The following is a 26,502-nucleotide window of genomic DNA, read 5'->3' on the forward strand; positions in this document are numbered from 1 at the left end:
CACGAGGATGGAGGTAACGTACAATGAGTATTTTAGATAAAATCGAACGATATCGCGATGAAGAAGAGCGTTTGAAATGGGAAGGGACTTTTGCTGATTACTTGGAGTTGTTAAAAGAGAAGCCTTGGGTAGCACAGACCGCTCACTCGCGTGTGTATAATATGATAAATGACGCCGGAGTGGAGGAAGCAAATGGCAAAAAAAGTTATTCATTTTTTAAGGAATCGATTTATGGGCTAGAAGAGTCGCTAGAAAAATTGGTGGAAGAGTATTTTCATTCTGCGGCTAAGCGACTAGACGTGCGTAAGCGAATTCTCTTATTAATGGGGCCTGTTAGTGGTGGAAAATCGACTTTAGTAACAATGTTAAAACGCGGTCTTGAAGATTATTCTAGGACTGAAAAAGGCGCTGTTTATGCAATTAAAGGTTGCCCGATGAATGAGGATCCGCTTCATTTAATTCCTCTTCATCTAAGGAAAGATTTCCAAAAGGAATATGGTATTCGAATTGAAGGGAACTTATCTCCTTTAAATATGATGCGACTTGAGCAAGAATACGGTGGACGGATTGAAGATGTTCAAGTAGAAAGAATCTTTTTTTCTGAAGATAAGCGAACTGGGATAGGTACTTTTTCACCTTCTGATCCCAAGTCACAGGATATTGCTGATCTTACGGGCAGTATCGACTTTTCAACGATTGCTGAATTTGGCTCTGAATCGGATCCACGAGCATACCGATTTGATGGCGAATTGAATAAAGCGAACCGAGGTATGATGGAATTTCAAGAAATGCTAAAGTGTGACGAAAAATTTCTTTGGCATTTACTGTCGTTGACGCAAGAAGGTAATTTTAAAGCCGGTCGATTTGCACTTATTTCAGCGGATGAGCTTATTCTTGCTCATACGAATGAGTCAGAATACAAATCGTTTATTTCGAATAAAAAAAATGAAGCGCTCCATTCTCGAATAATTGTTATGAAAGTACCTTATAATTTAAAAGTCTCTGAAGAAGAACGCATTTATAAGAAAATGATTTCTGAAAGTGATTTAGCTAATGTGCACATCGCTCCCCACGCTTTAAAAGTGGCTGCTATATTTACGATTTTAACCCGGTTGAAAGAAACGCATAAAGCGGGTATTGATTTAGTGAAGAAGATGAAACTTTATGATGGCGAGTCAGTTGAAGGGTTTAATAGCCAGGATTTAAAAGAACTTCAATCAGAGTTTAGTGATGAAGGCATGAGTGGAATTGATCCTCGTTATGTAATAAACCGAATTTCATCAGCAATAATCCGGAAACAATTAACATCTATTTCAGCGCTTGATGTTTTAAGGTCTATCAAAGAGGGGCTCGATCAACATGCCTCCATTTCTAAAGAGGATAAAGAGCGATATACAGATTACATCACTGTAGCACGAAAAGAGTATGATTTGATTGCAAAAGAAGAGGTTCAAAAAGCATTTGTCTACTCTTACGAAGAATCGGCTAAAACATTGATGGATAATTATTTGGACAATGTTGAGGCATTTTGCAATAAAAACAAACTCCGTGATCCTCTTACAGGAGATGAGATGTCTCCGGATGAAAAGTTAATGCGGTCAATAGAGGAACAAATAGGGATATCTGAAAATGCAAAAAAAGCTTTCCGAGAAGAAATTTTAATTCGTATCTCTGCATATGCACGAAAAGGCAAAAAGTTCGAGTATAATTCCCATGAAAGATTACGTGAAGCGATTCAAAAGAAGCTATTTGCTGATTTGAAAGATATTGTAAAAATAACAACGTCTGTGAAAACGCCGGATGAATCACAATTGAAAAAAATGAACGATGTAATTGCACGCTTAATTGACGAGCATGGCTATAATTCAGTTTCAGCGAATGAATTGCTCCGTTATGTTGGTTCTTTATTAAATAGATAAGTATGTAAAATCCTCTATCCCCACGGTAGAGGATTTCTTGTTCTTTTTAAGAAATAGTGGTACGTTAATAAGGAATTTGTGATCGAATGGAAAGCGGGGAACAGTATTGGCAGAAACAAATGCAAAATCAGAAGCGTGGGGTTGGATAAAAGCAATTGTCATTGCAGTTGTTCTTGCTTTTATCATTCGGACATTTGTCATGACTAGCTTTGAAGTACGCGGCATTTCAATGGTTCCAACAGCTCAAGATGGTGAAAAATTTATTGTTAATAAATTAAGTTATCGATTTGGAGAACCTGATCGGTTTGACTTAATAGTTTTTCATGCGACTGAAGAAGAAAGTTACATCAAACGGGTAGTTGGATTGCCTGGAGATACAATTCGCTATGAGAACGATGAGTTATTTATTAATGATGAGGAAATAGATGAACCATTTCTTGAAGAGGCAAGGTTGGCTTTTTCAGGACAGTATACGAATGATTATGAGTTTGAAGAAACTGTGCCAGAAGACCATGTATTTGTTATGGGGGATAATCGTCCAAAAAGTCTTGACAGTCGTTCGATAGGTCCCGTTCATGAGGATGAAATAATTGGTAAGGTCGGTATTCGCTTTTGGCCTCTCTCAGAATTTGGTTTTATGGAGTAAAGCACCTCAATAGGTGCTTTTTTTTGTATGAACAAATGATAACTAAAAGCGATCAATCGTTATTCGTAATTGATCATTTTTCAGTTTATTCTATTTTGTTAAAGTAAAGAAGATAACAAACTAGGGGGAATGACAAATGATTAAAGGTGTGCACCATATACAGATTACAATTCCAAGAAATGCAGAGCAAGAAGGGAAAGCATTTTATTGTGGAGTACTCGGTCTTACAGAAATTGAAAAGCCAAACGCATTAAAAAAACGTGGCGGCTTTTGGTTAAGAGTAGGGGATAGGGAAGTACATGTAAGTACAGAAGTTGGAGCGGAACGGTTGAAAACAAAAGCACATATCGCATATCTAGTTGATGACGTAAATTATTGGAGAAAAGAGTTGCATGAAATGAACATAAGTACTGGTGAATCCATTCCAATTCCTGGATATGATCGATTTGAATGTCGCGATCCGTTTGGAAATAGAATGGAGTTTATACAAGAAATCTAGTAACTAAAAAAGAGGTTCAAATAAAAAAGTGGGATTGTTTCAGGCTTGTCTAATGTTGGCTAAACGTTGGTTTTATTGTCAAATACGTGATTAATCGATAGTTGAAGGTCGAATTGGGAGAATTTCTTGGCAACTCTTTTCCTTGTCTATCATAGGATAAGTTAAGTAAGTTTTCATTGACCAGTTCATGATATGCATGCAGACAATAAAATGTGCAAAACACTGATAAAAACATTCAGGAGGGCTTAAATGGAAAAAGACAGCCGCCATCAATATGTCGTGTCGCAGGAGAATTGGTCCCTCCACAGAAAAGGATTCCAAGACCAACGCAGGCATCAAGAAAAAGTCCAAGAAGCAATTAAAAAGAATTTACCTGACTTAGTAAGTGAAGAAAACATCGTGATGTCTAATGGGAAAGACGTTATACGAATACCGATTCGGTCTCTTGACGAATATAAAATTCGTTATAATTATGATAAAAACAAACATGTTGGGCAAGGAAAAGGAGACAGTAAAGTTGGTGATGTTGTTGCGCGTGACCCTAACGGACAACAACAAGCGGGTCCTGGAAAGGGAGAAGGAGCTGGCGACCAAGCGGGTGAAGATTATAATGAAGCAGAAGTTTCTATTTTAGAGCTAGAAGAAATGTTGTTTGCAGAATTGGAATTGCCTAATTTACAAAAGAAAGAAGAACAGGAATTAATCATTGAAAATATTGAATTTAATGACATTAGAAAAAAAGGGTTAATGGGTAATGTAGACAAAAGACGTACGATCCTAGCAGCAATTAAGAGGAATGCGTTAGCAGGCAAAACAGGCATTATGCCTATATACAACGATGATCTTCGTTTTAAAACATGGAACGAATCGATCCGCCCAGAATCTAAGGCGGTTGTTATTGCTATGATGGATACAAGTGGGTCGATGGGCAGGTTTGAAAAATACATGGCTCGCAGTTTCTTCTTTTGGATGACAAGGTTCCTACGAACGAAGTATGAGACTGTCGAAATTGAATTTATTGCCCATCATACTGAAGCAAAAGTGGTTAATGAAGAAGACTTCTTCTCTAAAGGAGAAAGTGGTGGTACAATTTGTTCTTCTGCATACCGAAAAGCTTTAGAATTAATTGATGATAAATATAGTCCAGAAGCATATAACATTTATCCATTTCATTTCTCTGATGGAGACAATTTAACGTCCGACAACGCTAGGTGTATTAAACTGGTTAAACAATTGATGGATCGATCGAATTTGTTTGGATACGGGGAGGTCAATCAATATTCTCGTCATTCTACATTAATGGGTGCATACAAAAACATCGCTGATCCACGTTTTATGCATTATATTTTGAAAGAAAAAGGTGACGTTTATCACGCAATGAAGTACTTTTTTCAGAAGAACGTGGAAGCAGCGATATAAGTAAAACCATGCGGATCATTTCCGCATGGTTATTTTAACGTTTTGATTCGGTCTTTTGCTCAAAATCAGGTACTGTGGTTGGATCTAACGGATGATCGTGTTGTGTTACAAAGAATGTGCCACCTGATACGTCTTTCACGTTATGAACAACAACGAATGCATGAGGATCAACTCCCTGGATTAATTGTTTCAAAGAAAAGAGTCGGTGTGAACGAACAACAATGTAAATAACTTCACGTTGTTCACGTGTATAGCCACCATAGCCATCAAAAATAGTAGCACTTGAGGTCATTTGTTCTAGTACCAGTTTAGAAATCTCCTGTCCTTTGGGAGAGATAATTGTAACTGCTTTTTTTGCGTCAAATCCTTCTAGAACATAATCGGTTACTTTCTTTCCAATATAGAGTGCAATGATCGTGTACATTGTATTAATTGGACCAATAATAAATACGCCAAAAACAACGATAATTGAATCAAGAATAAAGTTGGTACCAGTAAGTTCCCATCCAAATCGATGATTTAACATTCTAGCAATGATAGATGTCCCACCGGTAGAGCTACCAGCTCTAAATATGAAACCAAAGCCTACACCAGTAAGTAAGCCAGCGAAAATAGCTGCGAGTAGAGTGTCTTCAATTGTTTGCCCATAACCTTCAGTTAAATAGATAAAAAATGAAAGTAAAGGCACATTAATGATTGACTTATACACCATATGACGAGGCAGCAATTTAAACCCAATCGCAAGCAAAAGCGCATTAAAGATAAAAGTGACCAATGCAGGAGATAAACCGATAGAAAAATAGAGCAATAAGGACAAGCCGACGATACCACCTTCTGCAAGGTTATTCGGCATTGCAAAAAGTGTAATAGATAAACTAAACAAAAGTGTACCAATGGTTATGTAAATATAATCTTTCATAGGACACATCCTTTCTTTCTAAGAAAAGAAGTAGCTTGCATATGCAAGCTACTTCTTCCCAAGCCGTTGCTCAAGCTCTTCAACTAAGCCAACAATTTCAGCTGTACGTGCCTCGCGATCGGCGTTCTCTTGCGCTTTCACTAATGCCTCTTGTGCTTCAGCTTGTGATAATTGTGTCTCCATTTCTGCTGATTGACTCAGGGCCTCGGCATATTGTCTTAAAGCATCAGCCTCTTGACCAATTATTTCGGTATGACATTCGCCACCAATTGCAATATTGTGTTCATGACCATTAAAAGTACAGTTCTCAATAAAGCCCCCTGCATGTAACAGGCGAATCGCGCACGTTCCGCCATTCTCAATAATCGATTCGCGAATCGTTGGAGTACTGTTATGGATGTCAATTTGCGCTTCAAAATGGCCACTAAATTGACAATGCTCAACTAAGCCACTGGAATGGTTATCAAAGCGAAGGCCACTTTCATAACTTTCATAAATACGGCTTTCTTTCATTATAATAGACGCTTCATCAGATAAGTAAATTTGAGGGTATAAATCATTATGATGATAAAAAGAACTGTTATAAACAGAGACATGACTTTTATCTTGAATAAATAAACCGCTCTGTGCGCCATCAAAAACTTGTACATCATTCAAATCGGCTTCGCTGCCATCAGCAATGACAAGCTGGTTAAATGCGTTTTCGTAAAAACGGCAATGTGAGATATCGGCACTGGCTTGTTCTGTTAGCCATACACCATAGTGTTTACCATAAAAAACAGCACTATGCTTCATACTTAAGCGCGCTTTTTCACTTGTTGCAACTTGTGGCATTTCATGACCAAAAAGATCACTTGATTCAATATGACCATAAGCGTTATTTCCTAAAACAATGCCTGATTTGCCTCCAAACTTAACCGTGCTTTTATATAAGTATACAGAAGCATTAGTAACAGATATGTGGTCATCTGAATGCGATGAAATAATTGTGTTTTCAATTTGAGCATTGCCGTTATTAACTATAGACAAGGCTCGTTTACCGGTTTCGATTAAGCTGTTTTGTACAATCGCTTGACCACCGTCAACAAAAACTTGTTCAGGTTGGTTATTTGTTAACGTACAAGTGCGGAAAGTGAGTTTGGCATTCTCTAAAATCGAAGCTGCTCCAGAGTCACTTTCATAGACCAAACAATCGTTTAAAACTGTTTCACTATTTGCTTTAGCTTTAATTTGCATATGTTCAGAATGATGTCCATAGAGCTGACAATTTTCCAGTAGGTTTCGACTGTTTTGATCAAAGTAACATGCTGCACTTTTTCCTTGATAAATGTGAGCATGCTTCATAATTAATCTACCGATTCCTCCAACATATATTTGACTTCCGAGCTGACCATAGATAGCGCAATATTCAGCTCTGGCACGACCTAGAATAAAAAGGCCAATTCCACTGTGCCGCACAGTCACATCTGTTAAGTTTAGATGACCATTTTCATAAACGTGTATGGCATGCTTTTTAATTCGAGTAAATTGGCAGTGGGTTACTTGTGCAAACCCTTCCTCAACAGCAAGCCCTTTGGAAGACTCTGTAAAGGAAATGCTTTTTATAGTGACCGAGGCTCCATCAATGACCGAAATAGATCCATTGAGAACAACATTTTCAGGTTCATCTAGTCCAACGAGTTGAATCGATTTTGATATGATAACTGACTCTCTATACGTGCCAGGATCAATTTGAATTAAATCACCATCTCTTGCATCAAGTATTGCTTGTTCAATTGTTTTATATTTAGACAACAATTTACGGGAAACATGAATTTTCCTCACGTGTATCACCTCAATCTTAGCTAAGTATACCGCCTTTTTTATGAGCTGTCCAAGTGGTTCAATTGTAATCAAAATGAAAAGCAACTTCTGTTGACGTAGTTCGACACAAACTGCATAATTTTATTGAGGTGAAAAAGAAATGATCAAAGTAATTCAAGTGGCTCTCGCTTTTTTATTAATATCAATTGCGTTTCCGTTATCAGTGAAAGGAAAGACGACGAAGCTGGAACAAGAATTAACGAGTGAAGCTTCTGTTCTAATAGATGGAAAATCAGGACAAATACTATTTGAGGAAAATGCAAATAAAAAAATGTATCCTGCTAGCATAACGAAAATTGTTACCGGTATTATGGCAATTGAACAAGGAGACTTGACTGATGAAGTAAAGGTCAGTGAAGGTGCAACAGAGCAAATAGGTACGCGTGTTTACTTAGTGGAAGACGAAAAAGTATCACTGCGTCAGCTTGTAGAAGGCCTTCTGATTAATTCAGGTAATGATGCGGGAACTGCGATTGCAGAACATTTAGCAAAGGATGAAGAGACGTTTGCAAAGAAAATGAATGAGTTTGTTCAGGACCTTGGTGCGACAAATACACATTTTACAAATCCGCATGGTTTGTTTGATGAAGAGCATTATACGACAGCATTAGATATGGCGATTATTACACAATATGCATTAAAGAACAGTACTTTCAGAGACATTGTTTCCATAAAAGAACTAGAATGGGTTGGAGAAGGATGGGAAACTACGTTATACAATCATCACCGACTTTTATGGGATTATGAAGGGACGGTAGGCGTTAAAAACGGCTTTGTCAGCCAAGCAGGATTTACGCTCGTGACTGCAGCAGAGCGAGAGGAACAAGCGTATATTGCAGTTACACTTAAAAATGATACGGCACAACAAAGTTATCAAGATACTGAGCTTTTGTTGGATTATGGATTTAATAATTATAAGCAAGTTTATTTAGATAAAGACAAACCGGTAATTAGTCAGGGAACGACAACCTATTATCCAATGGAGGACACTACGTACGCTATAAAAAAAGATATAGATGTAGATCAAACCATTACGGACAATACTTTAGTGGTCAGTACGGCAGATGAGTCGTTTTATCATGAAGTTGAATTAATTAAAGAAGAGGAACGAGACTTTAACGAAGTGCTATCAAAATTGCATTCAAAAAAGTGGCAATCATACTTTGGGGGAGCATCAAGTCATTAAAAATAATTTTCCATGTTTAAAGTCCCTTGTGTTTGAGGTATACCATCACTATCGACAGATTGTATGAAGGGAGAAATGAAAAATGGATTTAAGTAACTTTTTAACAGATGGTATTCCACCCCAAAAGCAAAATAAGCAACCAGGTAATGAAACTGAAATGGAGCCCCAACCAATCTTTGAAGATGATACCTATAAAGGATCAGGTAAACTAAACGGCAAAGTAGCTCTTATTACAGGTGGTGATTCTGGAATCGGTCGAGCTGTTGCCGTTGGTTACGCAAAAGAAGGAGCACACGTGTCTATCGTCTATTTAGATGAACATGAGGATGCTGAGCAAACAAAAACACGTGTTGAGCAAGAAGGTGTTCAATGCATCACAATTTCTGGCGATATTAAAGACGAATCGTTTTGTAAGGAGAGTGTCGAGCGCACTGTTTCGGAATTAGGTGGTCTCGATATTCTTGTTAATAACGCAGCAGAGCAATATCCTGTGAATGACTTGCGTGAGCTAACTGCAGAACAGCTTCATCAAACATTTGCAACAAACTTTTATTCCTACGTTTACTTCACAAAAGCCGCTTTGGATTACATGCAATCTGGTAGTGCGATTATTAATACATCTTCTATTAATGCCTACCGTGGAAATGTTACTTTAATTGATTATACAAGTACAAAAGGTGCCATTACTGCATTTACAAGGTCAATGGCTCAATCTTTGGCACCAAAAAACATACGAGTAAACAGTGTTGCACCAGGTCCTATATGGACGCCCCTTATCCCAGCATCATTTGACGAAGAGAAGGTGAAAGAATTTGGTTCGCAAACATTGATGGGGAGACCAGGCCAACCGAGTGAACTAGTAGGTGCTTATGTCTTGCTAGCCTCAAACGATTCTTCGTATATGACAGGGCAGGCTATCCATATAAACGGTGGAGATTATATAAGTTCATAAGAGAAGCAGGCTGATTGATCAGCCTGCTTTTTATCTTGTCATCTTTGTAACAAAATGATATCTGTCCCCACGGTAATGGGAATAGACAGCTTCAAGTACTCGATTATCTTCTAACCTTGTTTGGCGCCTAATTGCTAGCAGTGGTGAACCGATTTGAGTTTCAAGAAATCGAGCGTCTTCCTCGGTAGCAAGGACAGCTTCAATTGTTTGTTCAGCTTCAAAAATTGAATGGCCACAGACCTGTTCAAAGTAAGCGTAAAGTGAGGAGTGTAACACTTCTTCAGATAAATGCGGCGCCAAATCACATGTAATATACGTGTGTTCTAAAGCAATAGGTAGTTCATCAGCTAAACGAACTCGTTTAATTGCATACACCAATGTCCCTTCACTTACGGCAAGTATGGATGCAATGTTTTTATTCGCTGGGATGGTTGTAAATTCAAGTAAGAGGGACCCTGCAACCAATTTTCGGTTTTTCATGTCCTCAGTGAAGCTTGTCATTTTTGAAAGTGGCTGCTCTATTTTAGGCCAAGATACAAAAGTTCCTTTTCCTTTTTCCCGGTAGAGCTTATTTTGTTGGACAAGGTTGCTTATACCTTGGCGCACAGTCATGCGACTAACTTCGTACTGATCTGCAAGTTCTCTTTCTGATGGAAGCGCTTCGCCAGGCTTGAGCACTCCGTCGGCTATTTGCCTTTTGATTAATTCCTCTATTTGAAAGTAAATAGGGATAGGTGATTGCTTATTAATCATGCTTTAGCCTCCGAAATAAATAGTAAAAAAAGTATACCATATTTTTGACCTTGTGTAATTGGTATAGACAACTAAACAACTAGGGCGTATACTAATGTTATAAGAATGGAATGAGGAGAGTGCGTTATGGCAGATGTCGTTGTTACATGTAACCAGCTAATTACTGGCATTCCGAGAGAAAAACGGTTTTTTAAACGTTTTATAGCGATAGAGCAAAACAAAATTTTGAAAGTAGGAGAAGGAGATGGGCAAGATTACATTGATGATGCTACAACAGTTATTTCATTAAAGTCTGACGAAATTTTTATTCCCGGCTTTATTGATTTGCATATACATGGAGCTCACGGAGCGGATGTAATGGATGGTACTGAGGAAGCGGTGCAAACTATGACAGCTAACTTGCCGGCAGAAGGAACAACGTCATTTCTTGCAACTACGATCACGATGGCTCCTCAAGCGATAAATAGGGCAATTGAGAATGCTGTTTCTGCCGAAAAATTAGACGGACAGGCGGAAGTTATAGGCATTCATATTGAAGGTCCTTTCATTAATGAATCAAAAAAAGGAGCACAACCACTTAAATATATTATGGAACCTTCTTTTTCACTTTTAAATGAATGGTTTAAAACTGGAAAGGGCATGATCAAACAAATGACATATGCGCCAGAACTCTCGCAAGGCGTAGAGTTCACCCGATTTATGCAAGAAAATGGAATTAATCCATCAGTCGGTCACTCAGATGCAGATTACAGAACGATAGTAGCTGCAGTAGAAGCAGGCGCGAATCAGGTGACACATATGTTTAACGGTATGAGTGGAGTGCACCACCGAGAGCCTGGAGTAGCTGGGTCTGCTTTGTTAATAGATGAATTGGATATCGAACTAATTGTTGATGGTATTCATATTCACCCAGAAATGGTGAAGTTGGCATGGAAAACAAAAGGAACAGATCGATGCTTGCTTATTACTGACTCGATGAGAGCAAAAGGCTTTCCTGATGGCAATTATGAATTGGGTGGGCAAGCAGTTACTGTTGAGGATAATAAAGCAACACTTACGAGTGATGGAACACTGGCAGGGTCTGTCTTAAAGATGAACGATGCAGTTGCGAATATGCTCGCATTTACTGGTTGTTCGCTGGAAGATGCGATACAAATGGCATCTTATAACCCTGCAAGAAAAGCAGGGGTGCTAGACAGGAAAGGGTCAATTGAAGAAGGGAAAGACGCAGATTTTACTGTAGTTAATAAAAATGGGGAAATCACTTTAACTTTTTGCAGAGGTAAAGAAGCTTTTAGAAAAGAGGGACGTTAATGCGTGTTATTCAAGTAAAAGACTACGAGGAAATGAGTGAAGCAGCAGCAACTTTGTTGTTTAGTCGAGTAAAAGAAGCTAGTTCGCTCTCATTAGGGTTAGCAACTGGAGGGACACCGGAAGAAACGTATACCCGGTTAGCAGAGAAAGCAAATAAAAGTAATCAATCCTTCTCACATGTTAACACGTATAATTTGGATGAGTATGTAGGGTTGGCACCAGAACATCCTAACAGTTACAGATATTATATGGATCAACATTTGTTCACCAAAATAGATATTCCAAAAGAACAGACTCATCTACCTAATGGAACAGCCGTTGAATTACGTAATGAGTGTAACCGATATGAACGGTTAATTAAAAGAGATGGGGGTATTGATGTCCAATTACTTGGTATTGGCGCAAATGGCCATATTGGTTTTAATGAACCAGGTACACCATTTAACACAGGTACGCATCTTGTTGAATTAACAGATGAAACACGGGAAGCAAACGCTCGCTACTTTTCAGCAAAAGCAAACGTCCCTACAAAAGCAATTACAATGGGAATAGCATCAATAATGGAGGCAAAAGAAATTGTTTTACTTGTGTCTGGGCAGTCTAAAGCACATGCTTTCGCTCAACTGATGGATGGTGAAATAACAGAAGAGTTTCCAGCTTCCATTCTTAATAACCATGACAATGTGACAATTATTGCAGATGAAGCAGCAATTAGTTTGCATGCATCTAAACATGTTTTATAACAAAATCAGGTTTTAAGAAAGATTTTATTTTATTCTAGAATATAAAAACGCCCTCAAATGAACAAACGTTCAAATTTGAGGGCTGTTTTATTACTACTATTATTAGTATCGTTTCATCTTAGGTAAACGTAAATACGTACCAGCGCGCCAGAGCCATTCTAGTGGACCCATCTTAAACCAGCGTAGCCAAAGGAGGCTTGCTATTAGTTGAACAGTAAAAAAAGCAAGCGATAACAATGCGCCATAGAAAATACCTAGTTCACTAAAGAAACCTAAACCATATCCGTAAAAAAAGAAAGTAAAACATACTGACTGGGAGATATAGTTTGTAAAAGCCATTCTTCCGACAGCTGCCAACGGAGCGAATCGCTTCGACCCTGTCTTGTCAACTATAATTGCAATCATTCCCGCATAAAAAAGAGCAAGGGCAGGAGCACCAATAAAGACTGAAAGTGATTCGAGTTGAGTATTAGAACCGCCCGTAATGGCATTTGGGAGTTTAGCGGCCATGCCAACAATTAAAGCAATTGGAAGGCAAATTTTAAATAATCGTAAGTGCGAGCTCGGAGCAACAAACCACTTTTTTCTGGCCGCGTAGGCACCTAGTAAAAACATAGGCATGACCACAAGAATAGTGTTAAACTGATACACAAACTCACCTATAAGAAATAAGAATCCATTTCCTGTGCTAATACCAAGTAGGTCGTGGGTCAGACGAAAAAGGATATGGTCGATATAAGTACCCTCAGTAATAACGTTTTGTTCGGCAAGATAATAATAAGGTGCAGATGTATTACCGATGTCAGGCACGAGGACAAATAAAGCCATAATAAGAAACCAGATAATGTTACTAATTAAAAGTGATCTAGTTGATAAAAAAAGAAATGCGAACAAAACCATGGCGGCTAAGGAATAACCCAATAAAATATCGCCTCTCCAAATTAAGAAGAGATGCAATAAACCGAATAAGAGCAGTAGTGAAGTACGTCTCCAGAAAACCGGTGTATAATTCGTTATCCTCAATTTTTGTAAACTCATGCCATACCCAAATAAGAACGAAAATAAAGTAATAAAACTACCATCAACAAGTAAGCGAATGAAAAAGTGTGTCCATCTATCAAGGTCACCAAGCTGATACATCCCATCTACCGGCTCGTAAGTGCCAAGCATTCCAAATTGAAAAGCTAAACTATTAGCTAATAATATACCGAGAAGAGCAAAGCCGCGCATTACATCCAATGATACAATGCGTTTTTGATCTTCAATTTGATTATTCATAAACATCCTCCATTTACTGATTATTGTTAAATCATGCCATAATTATGTAAAAGATGAAAGACCATTATTTTTCTTTTGTCTGTATTTTTAGTACACTATTAGTATCTTACATAAGGTTGGTGTAATCATGGACAATAATGCAGTAATTAAATTAATGAGTGAACACCGGTCTATTCGCGCGTTTAAACAAGAAGCGTTATCTGAAGATCACATTCAAACAATAACGACAGCGGCTCGCTGGGCCTCAACATCAAATCACGTACAAGCATATTCGATTGTTGTCATTCGTGATCAGGAAAAGAAAAAGAAGTTAGCAGAGTTATCTGGGGGCCAGCGTTGGGTTGAGCAATGCCCTGTTTTCTTTGTTATCTGTGCTGACTATACTAGACATGAAAAGGCGAGCAGAAAATATGGTACTACGTTTGATGTGGGAGGGGCGGAACAATTGTTGGTAGCTACAGTGGATGCAGCACTTCTGGCTCAGAACATGTTGCTAGCTAGCGAGTCGTTAGGGCTAGGCGGGGTCATGATTGGTGGCATTCGAAATAACCCCGAATCCGTTTGCGATTTGATTGGCTTACCGAAATACGCATTTCCCGTTATGGGGATGGCAATTGGATACCCTGATCAAAACATCGATCAAAAACCGAGACTTCCTACGGAGGTTGTAGTTCATCACGATCACTATAGCGAGGATCATGTAGGAGCGATTGCGAACTACGATCAATTAATTAGTGCTTATTATACAAAGCGGACGAATGGGAAACGAACATTAGGTTGGTCAGAAGGAATGGCAGCTTATACGAAAGAGAGAAAACGTTCGCATATGGATCAATTTTTAATGAACCAAGGTTTTTTGAGAAACTGATAGAAATAAAAGGGGTTTTCATAAATGAACATTCAACAATCGAGAGCAGTTGACTCATTACCAAGCCAATTTTTTGCAAGCCTCGTAAAAAAAGCCCAGCAAAAAGCATTAGAAAATGATGATGTGATTCAATTAGGGCAAGGGAATCATGACCAGCCAACACCTTCTTTTATCACAGATGCTTTAAAAAATACGAGTGATCAGTTAGCATTTCATCGTTATGGACCATTTAGAGGCTATTCGTTTTTAAAAGAAGCCGTTTCGGATTATTATAAGCGGTATTATAATGTTGAGATTGACCCTGAAACAGAGGTGGCAATTGTACCTGGAACAAAGACAGCGATTGTGGAGCTCTGTCAATGTTTATTAAACAAGGGGGACTGCGCTCTTTTACCTGATCCTGGGTATCCGGATTATCTTTCAGGCTTAGCGATTGCAGAAGCAGAAATCTGTACAATGCCTTTGAAGGAAGAGAATAAGTATTTGCCTGATTATACGCAGATTAACGAGCAAACTTGGCAGCAAGCGAAGCTAATGTTCCTTAATTATCCTAATAATCCAACTGGAGCAACTGCAACTCATACTTTTTTTAATGAAACAGTAAATCTTGCGCAAAAGTATCAAGTTCCAGTTGTTCACGATTTTGCATACGGTTCAATTCAATTTGATAATAAAAAGCCGATCAGTTTTTTACAAAGCAGTCATGCCAAAGAGGTAGGCGTAGAATTGTTTTCAATGTCGAAGCTTTATAATATGGCTGGTTGGCGTGTTGGCTTTGTTGTTGGGAATGCGCAGATTGTTGCGATGTTAGAAGAATTACAAGATCATTATCATTGCAGCATTTTTGGAGGGATACAGAAAGCGGCAGAAGTTGCTCTTAAATCGGATCAAACCACAGTAAATGAATTAGTGAAACTCTATGAATCTCGTAGAAATACGCTAGTTGCTGCTGCGAAAGAAATTGGCTGGACCACCCTTTGCCCATCGGGCTCGTTTTTTGCTTGGTTCCCGGTTCCAGAAGGGCATACCTCAAAGTCGTTTAGTGAATTACTCTTAGAGAAAGCGCATATTGTGTGTGCACCAGGTGATGGATTTGGAGAGTACGGCGAAGGATATATTCGTATAGGATTGCTCGAAGAGGCTGATGTTTTAGCAGAAGCAATGCAGCGGATAGGCAAACTCGGCTTATTTAAGCGCTAACTGATTAAATACAATCGTTTTGAATGGAGTGAATGTGTAGTGAGTGAAAAACAATCAGAAATAAAAAGCATTTATTGTATCGGACGTAACTATGCAAAACACGCTGAGGAGTTAGGAAACGATGTGCCAAGTGAACCTCTATTGTTTGGGAAACCGCAAAGTGCCGCAGCAATGGCTGACGGAAGCGTGCTTACTTTTCCGAGTAATAAAGGAGAGATCCACTACGAGCTCGAAATTGTATTAAGAATTGGAAAAGACGTGGAAGCCGGCGATTCATTAAAAGATGTCATTGGTGACATGGCACTTGGAATTGATCTTACTTTACGAGATGTTCAATCAGCATTAAAAAAGAAAGGGCATCCATGGTTACGTGCGAAAGGGTTTAGAAACTCAGCCATACTAACGGAATTCTTTTCTTTTCCTGGTGAAGAAGAAACCCAATCCATTCCGTTTTCTCTCAAGAAAAATGAAATCGAAGTTCAACGGGGATTAGCAAAACATATGTTATTTACTTTTAGTGACATCTTTAATGAATGTCAAAGAGAGTTTGGATTAAAAGAAGGTGACTTGTTGTTTACTGGCACTCCAGAAGGTGTTGGAGCAATTGCAGAGGGAGATACGTTCGCCCTCTATTTTGCAGAAGAAAAGAAAGGGTCATTCCAAGTGAAATTGATCTAAGAGTTAAGAGAGATAAAAAAAGGGGCTAAATCAATGAGTACATTTATTTTTGCTCATAGAGGTTCTTCGGGATCTTATCCAGAGAATACGATGAAGGCTTTTGAGCAGGCAGTAAAAGCTGGGGCTGATGGTGTCACGTTTAATGTACAACTTTCAAGAGACGAAATACCAGTTATTATCCATGATCGTTCTGTAAATCGAACAACAAATGGACAGGGACCTGTCTTTTATTATCTGGCCAGTGAATTAAAACAACTAAATGCAGCCGCAAAACAGACATATAAGTCGCGTGAAAAAATACCAGATCTTCCTGAATTTTTAGATTGGGCTAAGGAACATCGACAATTACGTTTAAATATGGAAATTAAAGGATATGGACTTGACCATAAACAGTTGATCAAGTCCATCCTGCCTTTTATCGATCAATCTGTTTTTGCAGAACGCTTAACAATATCTTCTTACGACCACGTTCTTTTGTACAAGATTAAGCGCGCATATCCAGCATTTGAAATCGCCGCTCTTGTTGAAGGGGCAATATGGAACCCAACTGCTTACTTACAAGAACTAGGTGCTGGCGGGTATCATATAAATGCAAGGTATGCATCACAGGAACTTGTGAGGACGTTACAAGATCAAGGTGTTCATATTCGCTCATTTTCTACGAATGATACAGCTTCTTTGAAACAATTATTTCTTTGGGAAGTTGAAGGAGTGTTCACTGATTTCCCCACGCGAGCTATCCACTTACGTGACAACGATCAAATCGATGTCCAAACACGGGCTTGATAATCTTCAATTGCTCTATCACTAGAGAAATAACCGGAAGCAGCAATGTTCGCTAAGCTTTTTTTCTGCCATAACAGTTGATCTGTATAAAGAAGCTCGATTTGTTTATGCGCTTGGGCATAGCTCGAGAAATCTTGAAGCAATCGATATTCATCATTGTTTTGAATAAGCGAATAATACAAGTCACTGTAGATAGCGTTATCTGAAAATGTACCATTGACTAATGGTTGAAGGACATTTTTGATTCTTATATCTTTATCATAATACGATTTAGAAAAATAGGGCTTTTTCGTGTCGGCTGCATTTGCACCAAATAAGAACATGTTGTCTTCTCCTGCATGTTCAGCCATTTCGATTGTTGCTCCATCTCTCGTGCCGATCGTTAAAGCGCCGTTCATCATTAACTTCATATTTCCTGTACCAGAGGCTTCTTTACCTGCTAAAGAAATTTGTTCACTAACTTCAGCGGCTGGAATAAGCTGTTCTGCAAGGCTAATTCTGTAATTTTCTATAAAGATTACTTTTAGCTTCCCTTGAATTGTAGCATCTTTATTAATGACGGACGCAATTGTATGGATGTAGTGAATCACTTTTTTTGCAAATGCATAACCAGGTGCAGCTTTTGCAGCGAACAAAAATGTTCTTGGAAAAGGTAAGCGATCAGGGTTCTCACGTAATTCTGTATAAAGATGCCAAATGTGAAGCGCATTTAATAATTGACGTTTATACCCATGTAATCTTTTACAGTGAACATCAAACAATGACCCTGGATCAACTTTTGTTTCTGAAAAAGTAAGTGTTGTATCAATTAACGTTTGTTTATTTCTTTTTTTAATTTTGGAAAGTTCTTCTAAAAAAGGTGTGCTTGTTTGAAAATCTGCTAGTTTAATTAATTCGAATGGGTCTTGTAACCAAGTATCACCAATTGCTTCATTTATTAAATCTGATAATGCTGGGTTCACTCTATGGAGCCAGAACCGATGAGTAATGCCGTTTGTAACAGAAGTGAATTTTTTAGGGTTCATTTGAGCAAAATTGACAAGTGTTTCAGTTTGCAAAAGATGCGAATGAAGTGTGGATACACCATTTACCTTGTTGGAGCCTATTACGGCCAAATGGACCATGTGCACATGACCGTATGAAACAATCGCCATATCAGAAATTTTGTCTCTTTTCTCTGAATGGTGATGCCATACGGATCTACAAAAACGTTCATTTATTTCTACAATAATTTCATAGATTCTAGGCAGTAATGGTTGAAAAAGGACTATAGGCCATTTTTCCATTGCTTCAGCAAGCAATGTGTGATTCGTATAATGAACACTAGTAGTGACAATGGCCCAAGCTTCATCCCACCCAAGTCCTTCAACGTCCATAAAAAGGCGCATTAATTCTGGAATAATCATACTTGGATGAGTATCGTTAATGTGTACGAGATAGTGGTTAAAGAAGGTACGAATTCCTCCATGACGATGTGCGAGTGTAAAAAGGTGTTGAGCTCCAGCTGAAACAAGAAAGTATTGCTGTTTTAATCTAAGAATCATTCCTTCTGATGTAGAATCGTCCGGGTATAAAAATTCGGTAATTTCAGTTGCTTTTTTTCTTTTTAAAAGTTGTTGCTCTGCAGTTAAGCTAGGATCTATCTCGGTAGGGCATGCTTTCCATAAATATAATTGATTAACTTGTTCTTGTGAATATCCGGTTATAGGGATCGAGTACAGCTTTGCTTGCACCTGTTCTTGATCTGTATATTCGAAAACAAGGCGATCCCCGTTATTGTGCTGATGCACTTTTCCCCAGAATGAAACGGTATATTCAGCATCCGGTTTCTGCTCCCATTCATAACTTGATGATTGTTTCCATCTGTCAGGTAATTCAATTTGTCGCCCAGAAAGAAACTCTTGTTTAAACAATCCATATTCATACAACAAACCCATTCCATGTCCTCGTAGCTTTTTATTTGCCATCGAATCGAGAAAACAAGATGCGAGACGACCAAGTCCACCATTGCCTAGCGCAGGATCATTTTCTGTATTTAATACATCATGAAGATCTATCTCATAGGTGCTTAGAAAAGATTTTGCTTGATCAAGCCAACCTAAGTGATCTAGATTGTTTCGCAGAAAACGCCCAGGCAGGAATTCCATAGAGAAGTAAAACAACTGAGTAGCGTAAGTATCTTTTGCAATTCGATTAGTGGAGATTTTTTTTTGAACAACTCGAGAAAGTAAATCATGCCAAGTTTCTAATGATGCGTCTTGCAAAGATAAATGGTGTTGTTGACTTTCTTTAAGTAGGAGCATTTTCAATGAGTCCATAGAGGTCTCCTTTTTTCTGTCATAGCCAGTGAGTGGTAAAGGTCATAATAGATTTTAGCAGATTGGTCCCAACTTGAATCAGTATGAAGACCGTTTTGCCGGAGTTGTAAAAAGTGCTCTTTATGATGATAAATGGAACAAGCATCGTTTAATAAGTTAGCCAATTCATTGGCGTTTCCATTCGAAAAAACTAACCCGTTGCCTTCATATAAATAGGGCTGGTATGGAACGATCGTATCCTTTAGCCCGCCAACTGAATGGACGATGGGTACAGTGCCATAGCGCATTGCAATTAATTGATTTAAACCACAAGGTTCTTTTAAAGAAGGCATGATTAAAAAATCCGCTCCTGCATAAAGCCGTCTTGATCGTTCCTCATAGAAGCCAATTTCTACTGCGATATGAGGGGCTCGTTTTAATAATAAAGCTTGCTCTAAATCCGAATCACCACTTCCAAGGATTGCAAGTTGATAAGGAAATGTAACTTTGCTTATTGCTTCTAGTAAAAGAGGTACGCCCTTGTCAGGTACTAATCTAGAAATGAATGCAAACAATGGGATCTCATTATCAACCTTTAGATTTAGTTCTATTTGAATCGCTCTTTTATTAATTTGTTTCATGTCTGGAGATGGGCTTTTAGGATAAACAAGGGCTTGATCACTGGCAGGGTGATAGCTAATTTGATCGAGGCCATTTACTATGCCACAAAGCGTGTTTCTACGTGAGGATAGTAACTTATCTAAGCCAAACCCTTCTTCTGTTGTTTGTATTTGATTGACATAAGTTGGAGAAACGGTTGTTAAATAGTTGGCTGCCACAATAGCTGTTTTTAAAAATGAAATGTTTCCATCCATCTCAACTGTTGAATAAAGCTCTTTTGGAAGCTCTAATAATTCGTTATAAATAGAACTAGGGAAAATTCCTTGATAACGTAAGTTGTGGATCGTGAAAACAGATTTAATCTTTTTCAGAGTGTTGTGTTGTTTTAAATAAAGGGGTAATAATCCAGTCTGCCAATCATGGCAATGAACGATATTTGGTTTTTTTTCACATAATAAATAATATTGGATGATGGCGTGGGTGAAAAATATGAACCGCTCCGCTTCGTCGTTATATCCATATAAATGATCTCGTTTAAAATAGTCATCGTGTTCAAAAAAAAGATAGCGCACTTTGTTTTGCTCCCATTCATAAACAGAGCACTCATTTGTACGCCATTTCACAGTTGTTAAGAACGTCTGTACGTAGGAAAGTTCTAACGGGACTTGTGAGTGAAATAGGGGGAGAAGTACTTCCACCTCACAATCTAACTTTGAGATTGCTTTAGGAAGTGATCCGATGACATCAGCCAGACCACCTGTTTTATAGAAAGGACTACATTCACTTGCTACAATTGATACTTTCATTAATTATAAAGCTCCTTTGTGTAAACTAGTAACAACATTTGATTGTGAGAGCATTGTTGGTTGGAAAATAGTCGGTCTTGAACAAATTATAGTTGTATTATCTGGAATGTGGGCTCCTGGCGGGACAATGATTTGGTGAAGTGAAACAAAATGACCAATTCTTGCATTTCCTAAGAGTAGTGACTTAGAGAGACTAAGATGGTTACCGAGTGTAGCAGACGGATCGATGACGCTATGAGTGATACGCTGGCTCCGCGAATGTCTATTTTGAATAAACAAATCCACTACTGGTATGGCAAATTCGCTGATAACTGCACAACGAGTGCTAAAAAATGGAGATTCTGGCACATTCCATTTATCCATATGAGCACTGAAATAGCTCTCTACTGTGCCGACATCACGCCAATATCCTTTGAACTGGTAACCATATACAGAAGCTTTTTTTTCAATCATTTGTGGAATGATATCTTTTCCGAAATCATGGGAAGACAGAGGATTTAATGCATCTTCTTTTAAAATATCTTCTAGGTAAGGTCTTGAAAATAAATAAATGCCCATTGATGCCAGTTGGCTTTTCGGCAGGAGGGGCTTTTCAATAAACTTCATAATTTTTCCACTTGAGTTAAGTTCAGCAATTCCAAATCGAGTTGCTTCCTTTTTCGTTACTTCCGTTAAAGCAATCGTAACGTCTGCGTTGGAATGTATATGTGCTTTAAGCATACGTTGGTAATCCATTTCGTAAATATGATCACCAGAAACAATTAACACGTAGTCATGGTTCTTTGCGCGTTGGAGTTTTTGATATACTGCATCTGCTGTTCCTGCATATCCTCCTGTGGATGAAAGGGCGCAAGTGGCTGTTAAATTCCATGCCTCTCCATTCTTGACGTAGCGATGAAGAGTAGGAGATTCATATTGAGTAAGAATGGTCACCTGCTTTATAGCGGACCTTGCTAAATTAGTTAGCGTAAAATCAATTAGCCGGTATCTACCGGCAAACGGCACAGCAGGTTTTGCTGTATGTTTAGTCAACGTCCCTAATCGTGTTCCTTTACCGCCTGCCAATAAAAACGCTGCTATTGAGTTTGACACTAGCGTCGACCCCTTTCAAGATGGAATAAGATAAAAAGAGGTTTATACATATGATTGTGAAAGCGCTTGCTATTCTCGGAAGGAAAAACTTTATTAAAAGATTCGCGTAAATAGACAAAATGCTATTCAAAAACAAATAAAAAAGGTACACTACTGGATGGATTCACACTCATATACAAGGGGTGATATACACCATGAAAGAAATTGATGTGTCAAAATTCGAGAAAAAAATAATCCTTCGAAACATCGAGGAGAAAGATTTTAATGATATCATTAAATTGTCTGAGCTCTGCTTTCAGAATATGGAACCATGGCGATATGATGAATTAAAAAGTCATATATCCGTCTTCCCTACAGGTCAGTTCTGCGTGGAATACGATGGTCAAATCATTGGTTCCTGTTCAAGTTTAATTATAAATTTTGATGAATATGACGATCAGCATACTTGGGATGAAATCACGGATCAAGGATATATAACAAACCATGATCCTGATGGATATAACTTATATGGTATTGAAGTAATGGTGCATCCAGACTACCGCCGTATGAAAATTGGAAGACGCTTGTACGAGGCAAGAAAAGAGTTAGCACGAGAGTTAAATTTAAAAAGCATTATTATTGGTGGTAGAATTCCGAACTATTATAAGTACGCGGATAAACATACACCTAGAGAATATGTTGATGAAGTAACGATGCATAATATTTACGATCCAGTTCTAACGTTTCAGGTGATTAATGGCTTTTCCCTGAAGCGAGTAAATGCCAACTATTTGACTGATGATAAAGCTAGTATGAAATATGCGACGTTAATGGAATGGAACAATATCGATTATCAACCCTCTACTCCAAAACGCCGTTTTAAAACGTCTTTCCCTGTTCGAATTACAACGATTCAGTACGAAATGAAGAAGATCTCTTCATTTGAAGATTTTGCAATCCAATGCGAATACTATACAGACGTTGCTGCAAGTTATCAATCGGATTTTGCTGTATTTCCCGAGATCTTTACTTTACAACTTTTATCCTTTTTACCTGAGAAAAGTCCAAGTAGAGCGATTCGTCGCTTGACTGAATTCACGGAGGACTATATTGAACTGTTTACAACACTTGCAGTGAAGTACAATGTCAATATTATTGGTGGCTCGCACTATGTAGAAGAAGAAGGGAAAATATATAATATCAGTTATTTGTTCCGACGTGACGGTACCATTGAAAAACAGTACAAGCTTCACGTTACACCAAATGAACGTTTGTTCTGGGGCATTAGTGGTGGAGATGAAGTGAAAGTATTTGATACTGATTGTGGAAAAATAGCGATTCAGATTTGCTATGATATCGAATTCCCTGAACTAGGAAGAATTGCTACAGATAAAGGCGCAAATATTATTTTCTCTCCTTTTTGTACGGACGACAGACAAGGGTATTTACGCGTGCGTTACTGCTCTCAAGCGCGAGCAATTGAAAACCAGATTTATACGGTTATTTCTGGTACCGTAGGCAATCTTTCTGATGTGGCTAACATGGATATTCAATATGCTCAATCGGGTATATTTACACCATCTGATTTTACGTTTCCGCGAGATGGGATTGTTGGTGAATGCAGTCCAAATATTGAAACGGTTGTGGTTGGTGATGTTGATTTAGAAATTTTACGTCGACATCGTCGATCAGGCAGTGTAAACCAGTTAAGAGATCGTCGCGATGATATTTACCACGTAGTTTATAAACAATAACGAAAGACGTCCTTTTAGGGCGTCTTTCGTTTAATGATCATAGTGCCGGGCAAGACTGGTTTCTAAAAAGGAGCTTCATTGATGGGACCAACATCACAACCGGCATTGTTAAAACAGATTAGCTTATTCGTACTACTTTTTGCAGTTATTTGGTTTACGATAACAATAAATGGCTTCGAAGAAACTGTCCAATTGGAAATACAAGTTGTTGAAAGCGATGTGAAGAAGGGACAAACTGTCGATTTACAAGTGTTTATCGTTACGGATAAAGGTGTTGGATACGATCAAGCAATGGTTGCAGGATCATTATCAAAAGATAATCAATTTGTGGAAATTTTGTTTCATCATATAGAAAATGGATTGTATGAGGGAGAGGCACGTTTTGATATGACTGGTGTCTGGGAAGGAGAAGTAGAAGCGAAAAGTTTTTCTGCTCGAGCAAGTTCCAAAATAGAACTAGTGGTGGAGTAGGGGGGAGACCGATGAAATTTAATCAACTAACGAAGACGAAGTTTATTAAAAGACCAAATCGCTTCATACTTTTATTAGAAATAGAAGATACGAAAGAAAGAATTGAAGCTCATTTGCCCGATCCAGGTCGTCTGAAAGAATTGCTTGTAAAAGGAGCTGTTATTTGGGTAGAGCAGGCGGCGGCTGGCAAACGTAAAACAAAATGGACAGCTATATTATGTGAAACCAATACCCGGGTGCATGTTTCTTTGAAGACAACAATTGCGAATAAACTTGTGGAAGAGGCGCTTATTGAACAAAAACTTGCAGGTTTCCTAGAATGGGAATTGGTACGTAGAGAGTATACAGTTGGTCATTCTCGTTTTGATTTTTTATTAGCATTAGGAGATCGTCGCCTATTGCTAGAGGTGAAAAGTGTAACACTTTCGAGAAGTAATAAAGGATACTTTCCAGATGCAGTAACAAAACGAGGGGCGCGGCACGTTCAAGAACTTACACAACTTGTTCTTGATGCAAGGTACGAAGCTGCGGTCTTATTTGTTGCCCAACGGGAAGATATAGAATCGATTCAAATGGAAGACACCATTGATCCGTGTTTTTCTACTGCAATGAAAGAGGCTCAAGAGGCTGGAGTATTGATTAAGAGTATAGGCACAATATTGAATCAATATGAAATCTTAATTGAAAAGCAGATCCCCGTTTTTATCTGACTTCTCTGTACGAAAATGTTATGATTATGATATACATAGAGGTTGGGATAGGAGAGGGCATATGGTTCATTCTTTTTCAAGTGAGAATCGTTCAGAATATGTGCAAAAGCTGAAAGAAAACGTACTTGACGTATTGGTGATAGGCGGAGGTGTGACTGGAGCAGGAATTGCTTTGGATGCTGCTGTGCGTGGGTTGGAAATAGGACTTGTAGACATGCAAGATTTTGGATCAGGTAGTTCAAGTCATTTATCCAGTTTGTTTCATAATGAATTGAGACAAGCGCATCAATTGGATATGAAATGGCATGGAGAATGTGTAAGGGAAAGAGTCATTCTTCAGGAAAACGCGCCCCATTTAATGAAGCAATCACCTTTGATGCTCCCGTCATATCGAATTAGTGTTTTGGGGAGGCATTCGTTTGGTTCCAAATTAGTTGAACGTATTTCTGAAATGGCCCGAGGAGAAAAACGTAAGACGATGGCAAAAAAAGAACTTGCACAAGTTGCTCCTTTCTTTACCGATAAATCAATTAAAGGTGCAGCTATTTATCGAGAGTTTTGGCGTGACGAGACGCGTTTAACAATTGATTTGCTTAAAGAAGCGGCAAAGCGAGGTGTGACAGCCTTGAACTATGCCAAAGTTGAAAGCTTTCTATATGAAGAAGGGCAGGCAAAAGGTGTATTAATTATTGACCAGTTAAATGGGGATGTATACAAAGTGTATGCAAAAAAAATTATTAATGCGAGTGGTGTCTGGATTGATTCGTTAAGAGAGCAGGATCGTTCAATTTCTAAAAAGTCGATTCATTATACAAGTGACCGTTTTTTTGCATTAAAAAAAGAAAAACTCCCAATTGAACATATATTGTACATGGAAACAAAGGAAAAAAAATTGCTTAGTTTAATTCCCAGGGGTCATTATGTTCTTATTGCATTAACAAGAACGAAACTTGAAAATGAAGTCACTCAGGATATAGATATTGCACTACAGACTTTAAATGATATGTTTACTCAAGCAAATCTCTCGAAGGAAGATATCCAAGTCCAGTGGGAAGTAAGACGGCCATTTATTACAGATGCAGGGAAGAACAAACGAGAAGTAATAAAGTTAAATGATTGGTTTATTTCAGAGTCGGGACTCATTACAGTTGTTTGCAGTCAATTAACAAGCTATCGGCTAATTGCTAAACAAGTTGTTGATTGGTTATGTAAGTCTTTTCAGGTTTCGACTGCTTGTGAAACAGATACGTTAACGTTATCTGGTGGTTATGTTGGAGGTATGGATCACCTCATAAATTATAAAGAAAAACGCATAACTGAAGGACAGCAGTATGGATTGACATTAGATGAATCAGAACGTATAGTGGATCGTTATGGATCGAATACAGGTCAAATTTATGCACGGGTTTGGGCATATAAAAAACAAGCTCATTTATTTGGATTGCCCGATCAGATTTTTGCAGAACTTTTATACAGTATAGAGGAAGAAATGACAGCAACGCCTGTTGATTTCTTCGAGCGTCGCACTGGATATTTATATTTGAACAAGGAATTGTCACTTCAAATGAAGGAACCCGTATTACGGTATATGCGTGATCGTTTTAATTGGTCAGAACAAGAAGAAAGAAAACACCGCGATCATTTAGAAGAGAAGATGGCTCAAGCTTATCGACTTGATCAAGTAAATCTCCTAGAAAAGAGAAACAGCAACGTGTAATATAAAAGAGCAAGATAGTGTGAGAGGGGTAG

At 38.3% G+C, this 26,502-nt stretch carries 23 protein-coding genes; 16 read left to right on the forward strand and 7 right to left on the reverse strand.

Translation table 11 applies throughout. From position 1 onward, the window contains the following. The first annotated feature begins 23 nt into the window (after nt 1–23). The 4 genes from BK584_RS00555 to yhbH all read left to right on the forward strand — a co-directional run bounded on the left by BK584_RS00555 (nt 24) and on the right by yhbH (nt 4,483). Nucleotides 24–1,919 (forward strand): PrkA family serine protein kinase, encoded by a 1,896-nt coding sequence (locus BK584_RS00555; RefSeq protein ID WP_078390778.1) that lies wholly within the window; start codon nt 24–26, stop codon nt 1,917–1,919. A 106-nt stretch (nt 1,920–2,025) separates the two neighbouring features. Continuing rightward, entirely contained in the window at nt 2,026–2,565 is a 540-nt protein-coding gene (gene lepB / locus BK584_RS00560; RefSeq protein WP_078390779.1) for a signal peptidase I, read from the forward strand. Between the two features lie 136 nt (nt 2,566–2,701). Next, nucleotides 2,702–3,064: a VOC family protein gene (locus BK584_RS00565; RefSeq protein ID WP_078390780.1), complete on the forward strand. Its 363-nt coding sequence runs from the start codon at nt 2,702–2,704 to the stop codon at nt 3,062–3,064. A 249-nt stretch (nt 3,065–3,313) separates the two neighbouring features. Continuing rightward, nucleotides 3,314–4,483: a sporulation protein YhbH gene (gene yhbH / locus BK584_RS00570; RefSeq protein WP_078390781.1), complete on the forward strand. Its 1,170-nt coding sequence runs from the start codon at nt 3,314–3,316 to the stop codon at nt 4,481–4,483. A 34-nt stretch (nt 4,484–4,517) separates the two neighbouring features. Here yhbH and BK584_RS00575 read toward each other — a convergent pair whose 3' ends face one another. Both BK584_RS00575 and BK584_RS00580 read right to left on the reverse strand, forming a co-directional pair. Next, nucleotides 4,518–5,402, reverse strand: a complete 885-nt coding sequence (locus tag BK584_RS00575) for a YitT family protein (protein ID WP_245808780.1) — start codon at nt 5,400–5,402, stop codon at nt 4,518–4,520. A gap of 48 nt (nt 5,403–5,450) precedes the next feature. Further along, a complete protein-coding gene (locus BK584_RS00580) occupies nt 5,451–7,226 on the reverse strand; it encodes a right-handed parallel beta-helix repeat-containing protein (protein WP_169870958.1) in 1,776 nt (591 codons plus the stop codon). A 139-nt stretch (nt 7,227–7,365) separates the two neighbouring features. Between BK584_RS00580 and BK584_RS00585 the strand changes: the two genes are divergently transcribed. Both BK584_RS00585 and BK584_RS00590 read left to right on the forward strand, forming a co-directional pair. Next, nucleotides 7,366–8,451, forward strand: a complete 1,086-nt coding sequence (locus BK584_RS00585; RefSeq protein WP_078390784.1) for a D-alanyl-D-alanine carboxypeptidase family protein — start codon at nt 7,366–7,368, stop codon at nt 8,449–8,451. 82 nt (nt 8,452–8,533) lie between these two features. Continuing rightward, complete coding sequence (locus BK584_RS00590; protein WP_078390785.1) at nt 8,534–9,403, forward strand: SDR family oxidoreductase; 870 nt, start codon at nt 8,534–8,536, stop codon at nt 9,401–9,403. Between the two features lie 30 nt (nt 9,404–9,433). Here BK584_RS00590 and BK584_RS00595 read toward each other — a convergent pair whose 3' ends face one another. Beyond that, nucleotides 9,434–10,156, reverse strand: a complete 723-nt coding sequence (locus tag BK584_RS00595; protein WP_078390786.1) for a GntR family transcriptional regulator — start codon at nt 10,154–10,156, stop codon at nt 9,434–9,436. A 126-nt stretch (nt 10,157–10,282) separates the two neighbouring features. Here BK584_RS00595 and nagA point away from each other — a divergent pair, with 126 nt between their 5' ends. Both nagA and nagB read left to right on the forward strand, forming a co-directional pair. Further along, the gene (gene nagA / locus BK584_RS00600; RefSeq protein WP_078390787.1) at nt 10,283–11,470 is read left to right on the forward strand and encodes an N-acetylglucosamine-6-phosphate deacetylase; all 1,188 of its coding nucleotides are present in this window, start codon (nt 10,283–10,285) and stop codon (nt 11,468–11,470) included. Beyond that, a complete protein-coding gene (gene nagB, locus BK584_RS00605) occupies nt 11,470–12,213 on the forward strand; it encodes a glucosamine-6-phosphate deaminase (RefSeq protein WP_078390788.1) in 744 nt (247 codons plus the stop codon). Before nagA ends, nagB begins: the two co-directional genes overlap by 1 nt. A gap of 102 nt (nt 12,214–12,315) precedes the next feature. Here the strand turns inward: nagB and BK584_RS00610 are convergent, their stop codons facing one another. Beyond that, complete coding sequence (locus BK584_RS00610; protein ID WP_169870960.1) at nt 12,316–13,491, reverse strand: DUF418 domain-containing protein; 1,176 nt, start codon at nt 13,489–13,491, stop codon at nt 12,316–12,318. Between the two features lie 127 nt (nt 13,492–13,618). Here BK584_RS00610 and nfsA point away from each other — a divergent pair, with 127 nt between their 5' ends. Genes nfsA through BK584_RS00630 form a run of 4 tightly spaced genes read left to right on the forward strand, consistent with a single transcriptional unit; the run spans nt 13,619 to nt 17,023 of the window. Beyond that, the gene (gene nfsA, locus BK584_RS00615; protein ID WP_078390790.1) at nt 13,619–14,359 is read left to right on the forward strand and encodes an oxygen-insensitive NADPH nitroreductase; all 741 of its coding nucleotides are present in this window, start codon (nt 13,619–13,621) and stop codon (nt 14,357–14,359) included. A gap of 24 nt (nt 14,360–14,383) precedes the next feature. After that, the gene (locus tag BK584_RS00620; RefSeq protein WP_078390791.1) at nt 14,384–15,559 is read left to right on the forward strand and encodes a pyridoxal phosphate-dependent aminotransferase; all 1,176 of its coding nucleotides are present in this window, start codon (nt 14,384–14,386) and stop codon (nt 15,557–15,559) included. A 39-nt stretch (nt 15,560–15,598) separates the two neighbouring features. After that, the gene (locus BK584_RS00625; protein ID WP_078390792.1) at nt 15,599–16,237 is read left to right on the forward strand and encodes a fumarylacetoacetate hydrolase family protein; all 639 of its coding nucleotides are present in this window, start codon (nt 15,599–15,601) and stop codon (nt 16,235–16,237) included. 33 nt (nt 16,238–16,270) lie between these two features. Next, entirely contained in the window at nt 16,271–17,023 is a 753-nt protein-coding gene (locus tag BK584_RS00630) for a glycerophosphodiester phosphodiesterase (RefSeq protein ID WP_078390793.1), read from the forward strand. Here BK584_RS00630 and glgP read toward each other — a convergent pair. The 3 genes from glgP to BK584_RS00645 are packed head-to-tail and all read right to left on the reverse strand — an operon-like array spanning nt 16,996 to nt 21,839. Continuing rightward, entirely contained in the window at nt 16,996–19,341 is a 2,346-nt protein-coding gene (glgP, locus tag BK584_RS00635; RefSeq protein ID WP_078390794.1) for a glycogen/starch/alpha-glucan family phosphorylase, read from the reverse strand. The genes BK584_RS00630 and glgP overlap by 28 nt on opposite strands. After that, nucleotides 19,329–20,747: a glycogen synthase gene (locus BK584_RS00640; protein WP_078390795.1), complete on the reverse strand. Its 1,419-nt coding sequence runs from the start codon at nt 20,745–20,747 to the stop codon at nt 19,329–19,331. The genes glgP and BK584_RS00640 overlap by 13 nt, the downstream gene beginning before the upstream one ends. 3 nt (nt 20,748–20,750) lie before the next feature. Further along, nucleotides 20,751–21,839, reverse strand: coding sequence for a sugar phosphate nucleotidyltransferase (locus BK584_RS00645; protein ID WP_078390796.1), 1,089 nt, complete (start codon nt 21,837–21,839; stop codon nt 20,751–20,753). Between the two features lie 194 nt (nt 21,840–22,033). Between BK584_RS00645 and BK584_RS00650 the strand changes: the two genes are divergently transcribed. The 4 genes from BK584_RS00650 to BK584_RS00665 all read left to right on the forward strand — a co-directional run bounded on the left by BK584_RS00650 (nt 22,034) and on the right by BK584_RS00665 (nt 26,470). Further along, the gene (locus BK584_RS00650) at nt 22,034–23,572 is read left to right on the forward strand and encodes a bifunctional GNAT family N-acetyltransferase/carbon-nitrogen hydrolase family protein (RefSeq protein WP_078390797.1); all 1,539 of its coding nucleotides are present in this window, start codon (nt 22,034–22,036) and stop codon (nt 23,570–23,572) included. A gap of 81 nt (nt 23,573–23,653) precedes the next feature. Next, a complete protein-coding gene (locus BK584_RS00655; RefSeq protein ID WP_078390798.1) occupies nt 23,654–24,043 on the forward strand; it encodes a hypothetical protein in 390 nt (129 codons plus the stop codon). 11 nt (nt 24,044–24,054) lie between these two features. After that, nucleotides 24,055–24,753 (forward strand): DNA/RNA nuclease SfsA, encoded by a 699-nt coding sequence (sfsA, locus tag BK584_RS00660; RefSeq protein WP_078390799.1) that lies wholly within the window; start codon nt 24,055–24,057, stop codon nt 24,751–24,753. A 61-nt stretch (nt 24,754–24,814) separates the two neighbouring features. After that, nucleotides 24,815–26,470 carry an FAD-dependent oxidoreductase gene (locus tag BK584_RS00665; RefSeq protein ID WP_078390800.1) on the forward strand — a complete coding sequence of 552 codons (1,656 nt, stop codon included), beginning with the start codon at nt 24,815–24,817 and terminating at the stop codon, nt 26,468–26,470. The last annotated feature ends 32 nt before the right edge of the window (nt 26,471–26,502 follow it).

It is taken from the genome of Shouchella patagoniensis (assembly GCF_002019705.1).
Classification (GTDB): domain Bacteria; phylum Bacillota; class Bacilli; order Bacillales; family Bacillaceae_D; genus Shouchella; species Shouchella patagoniensis.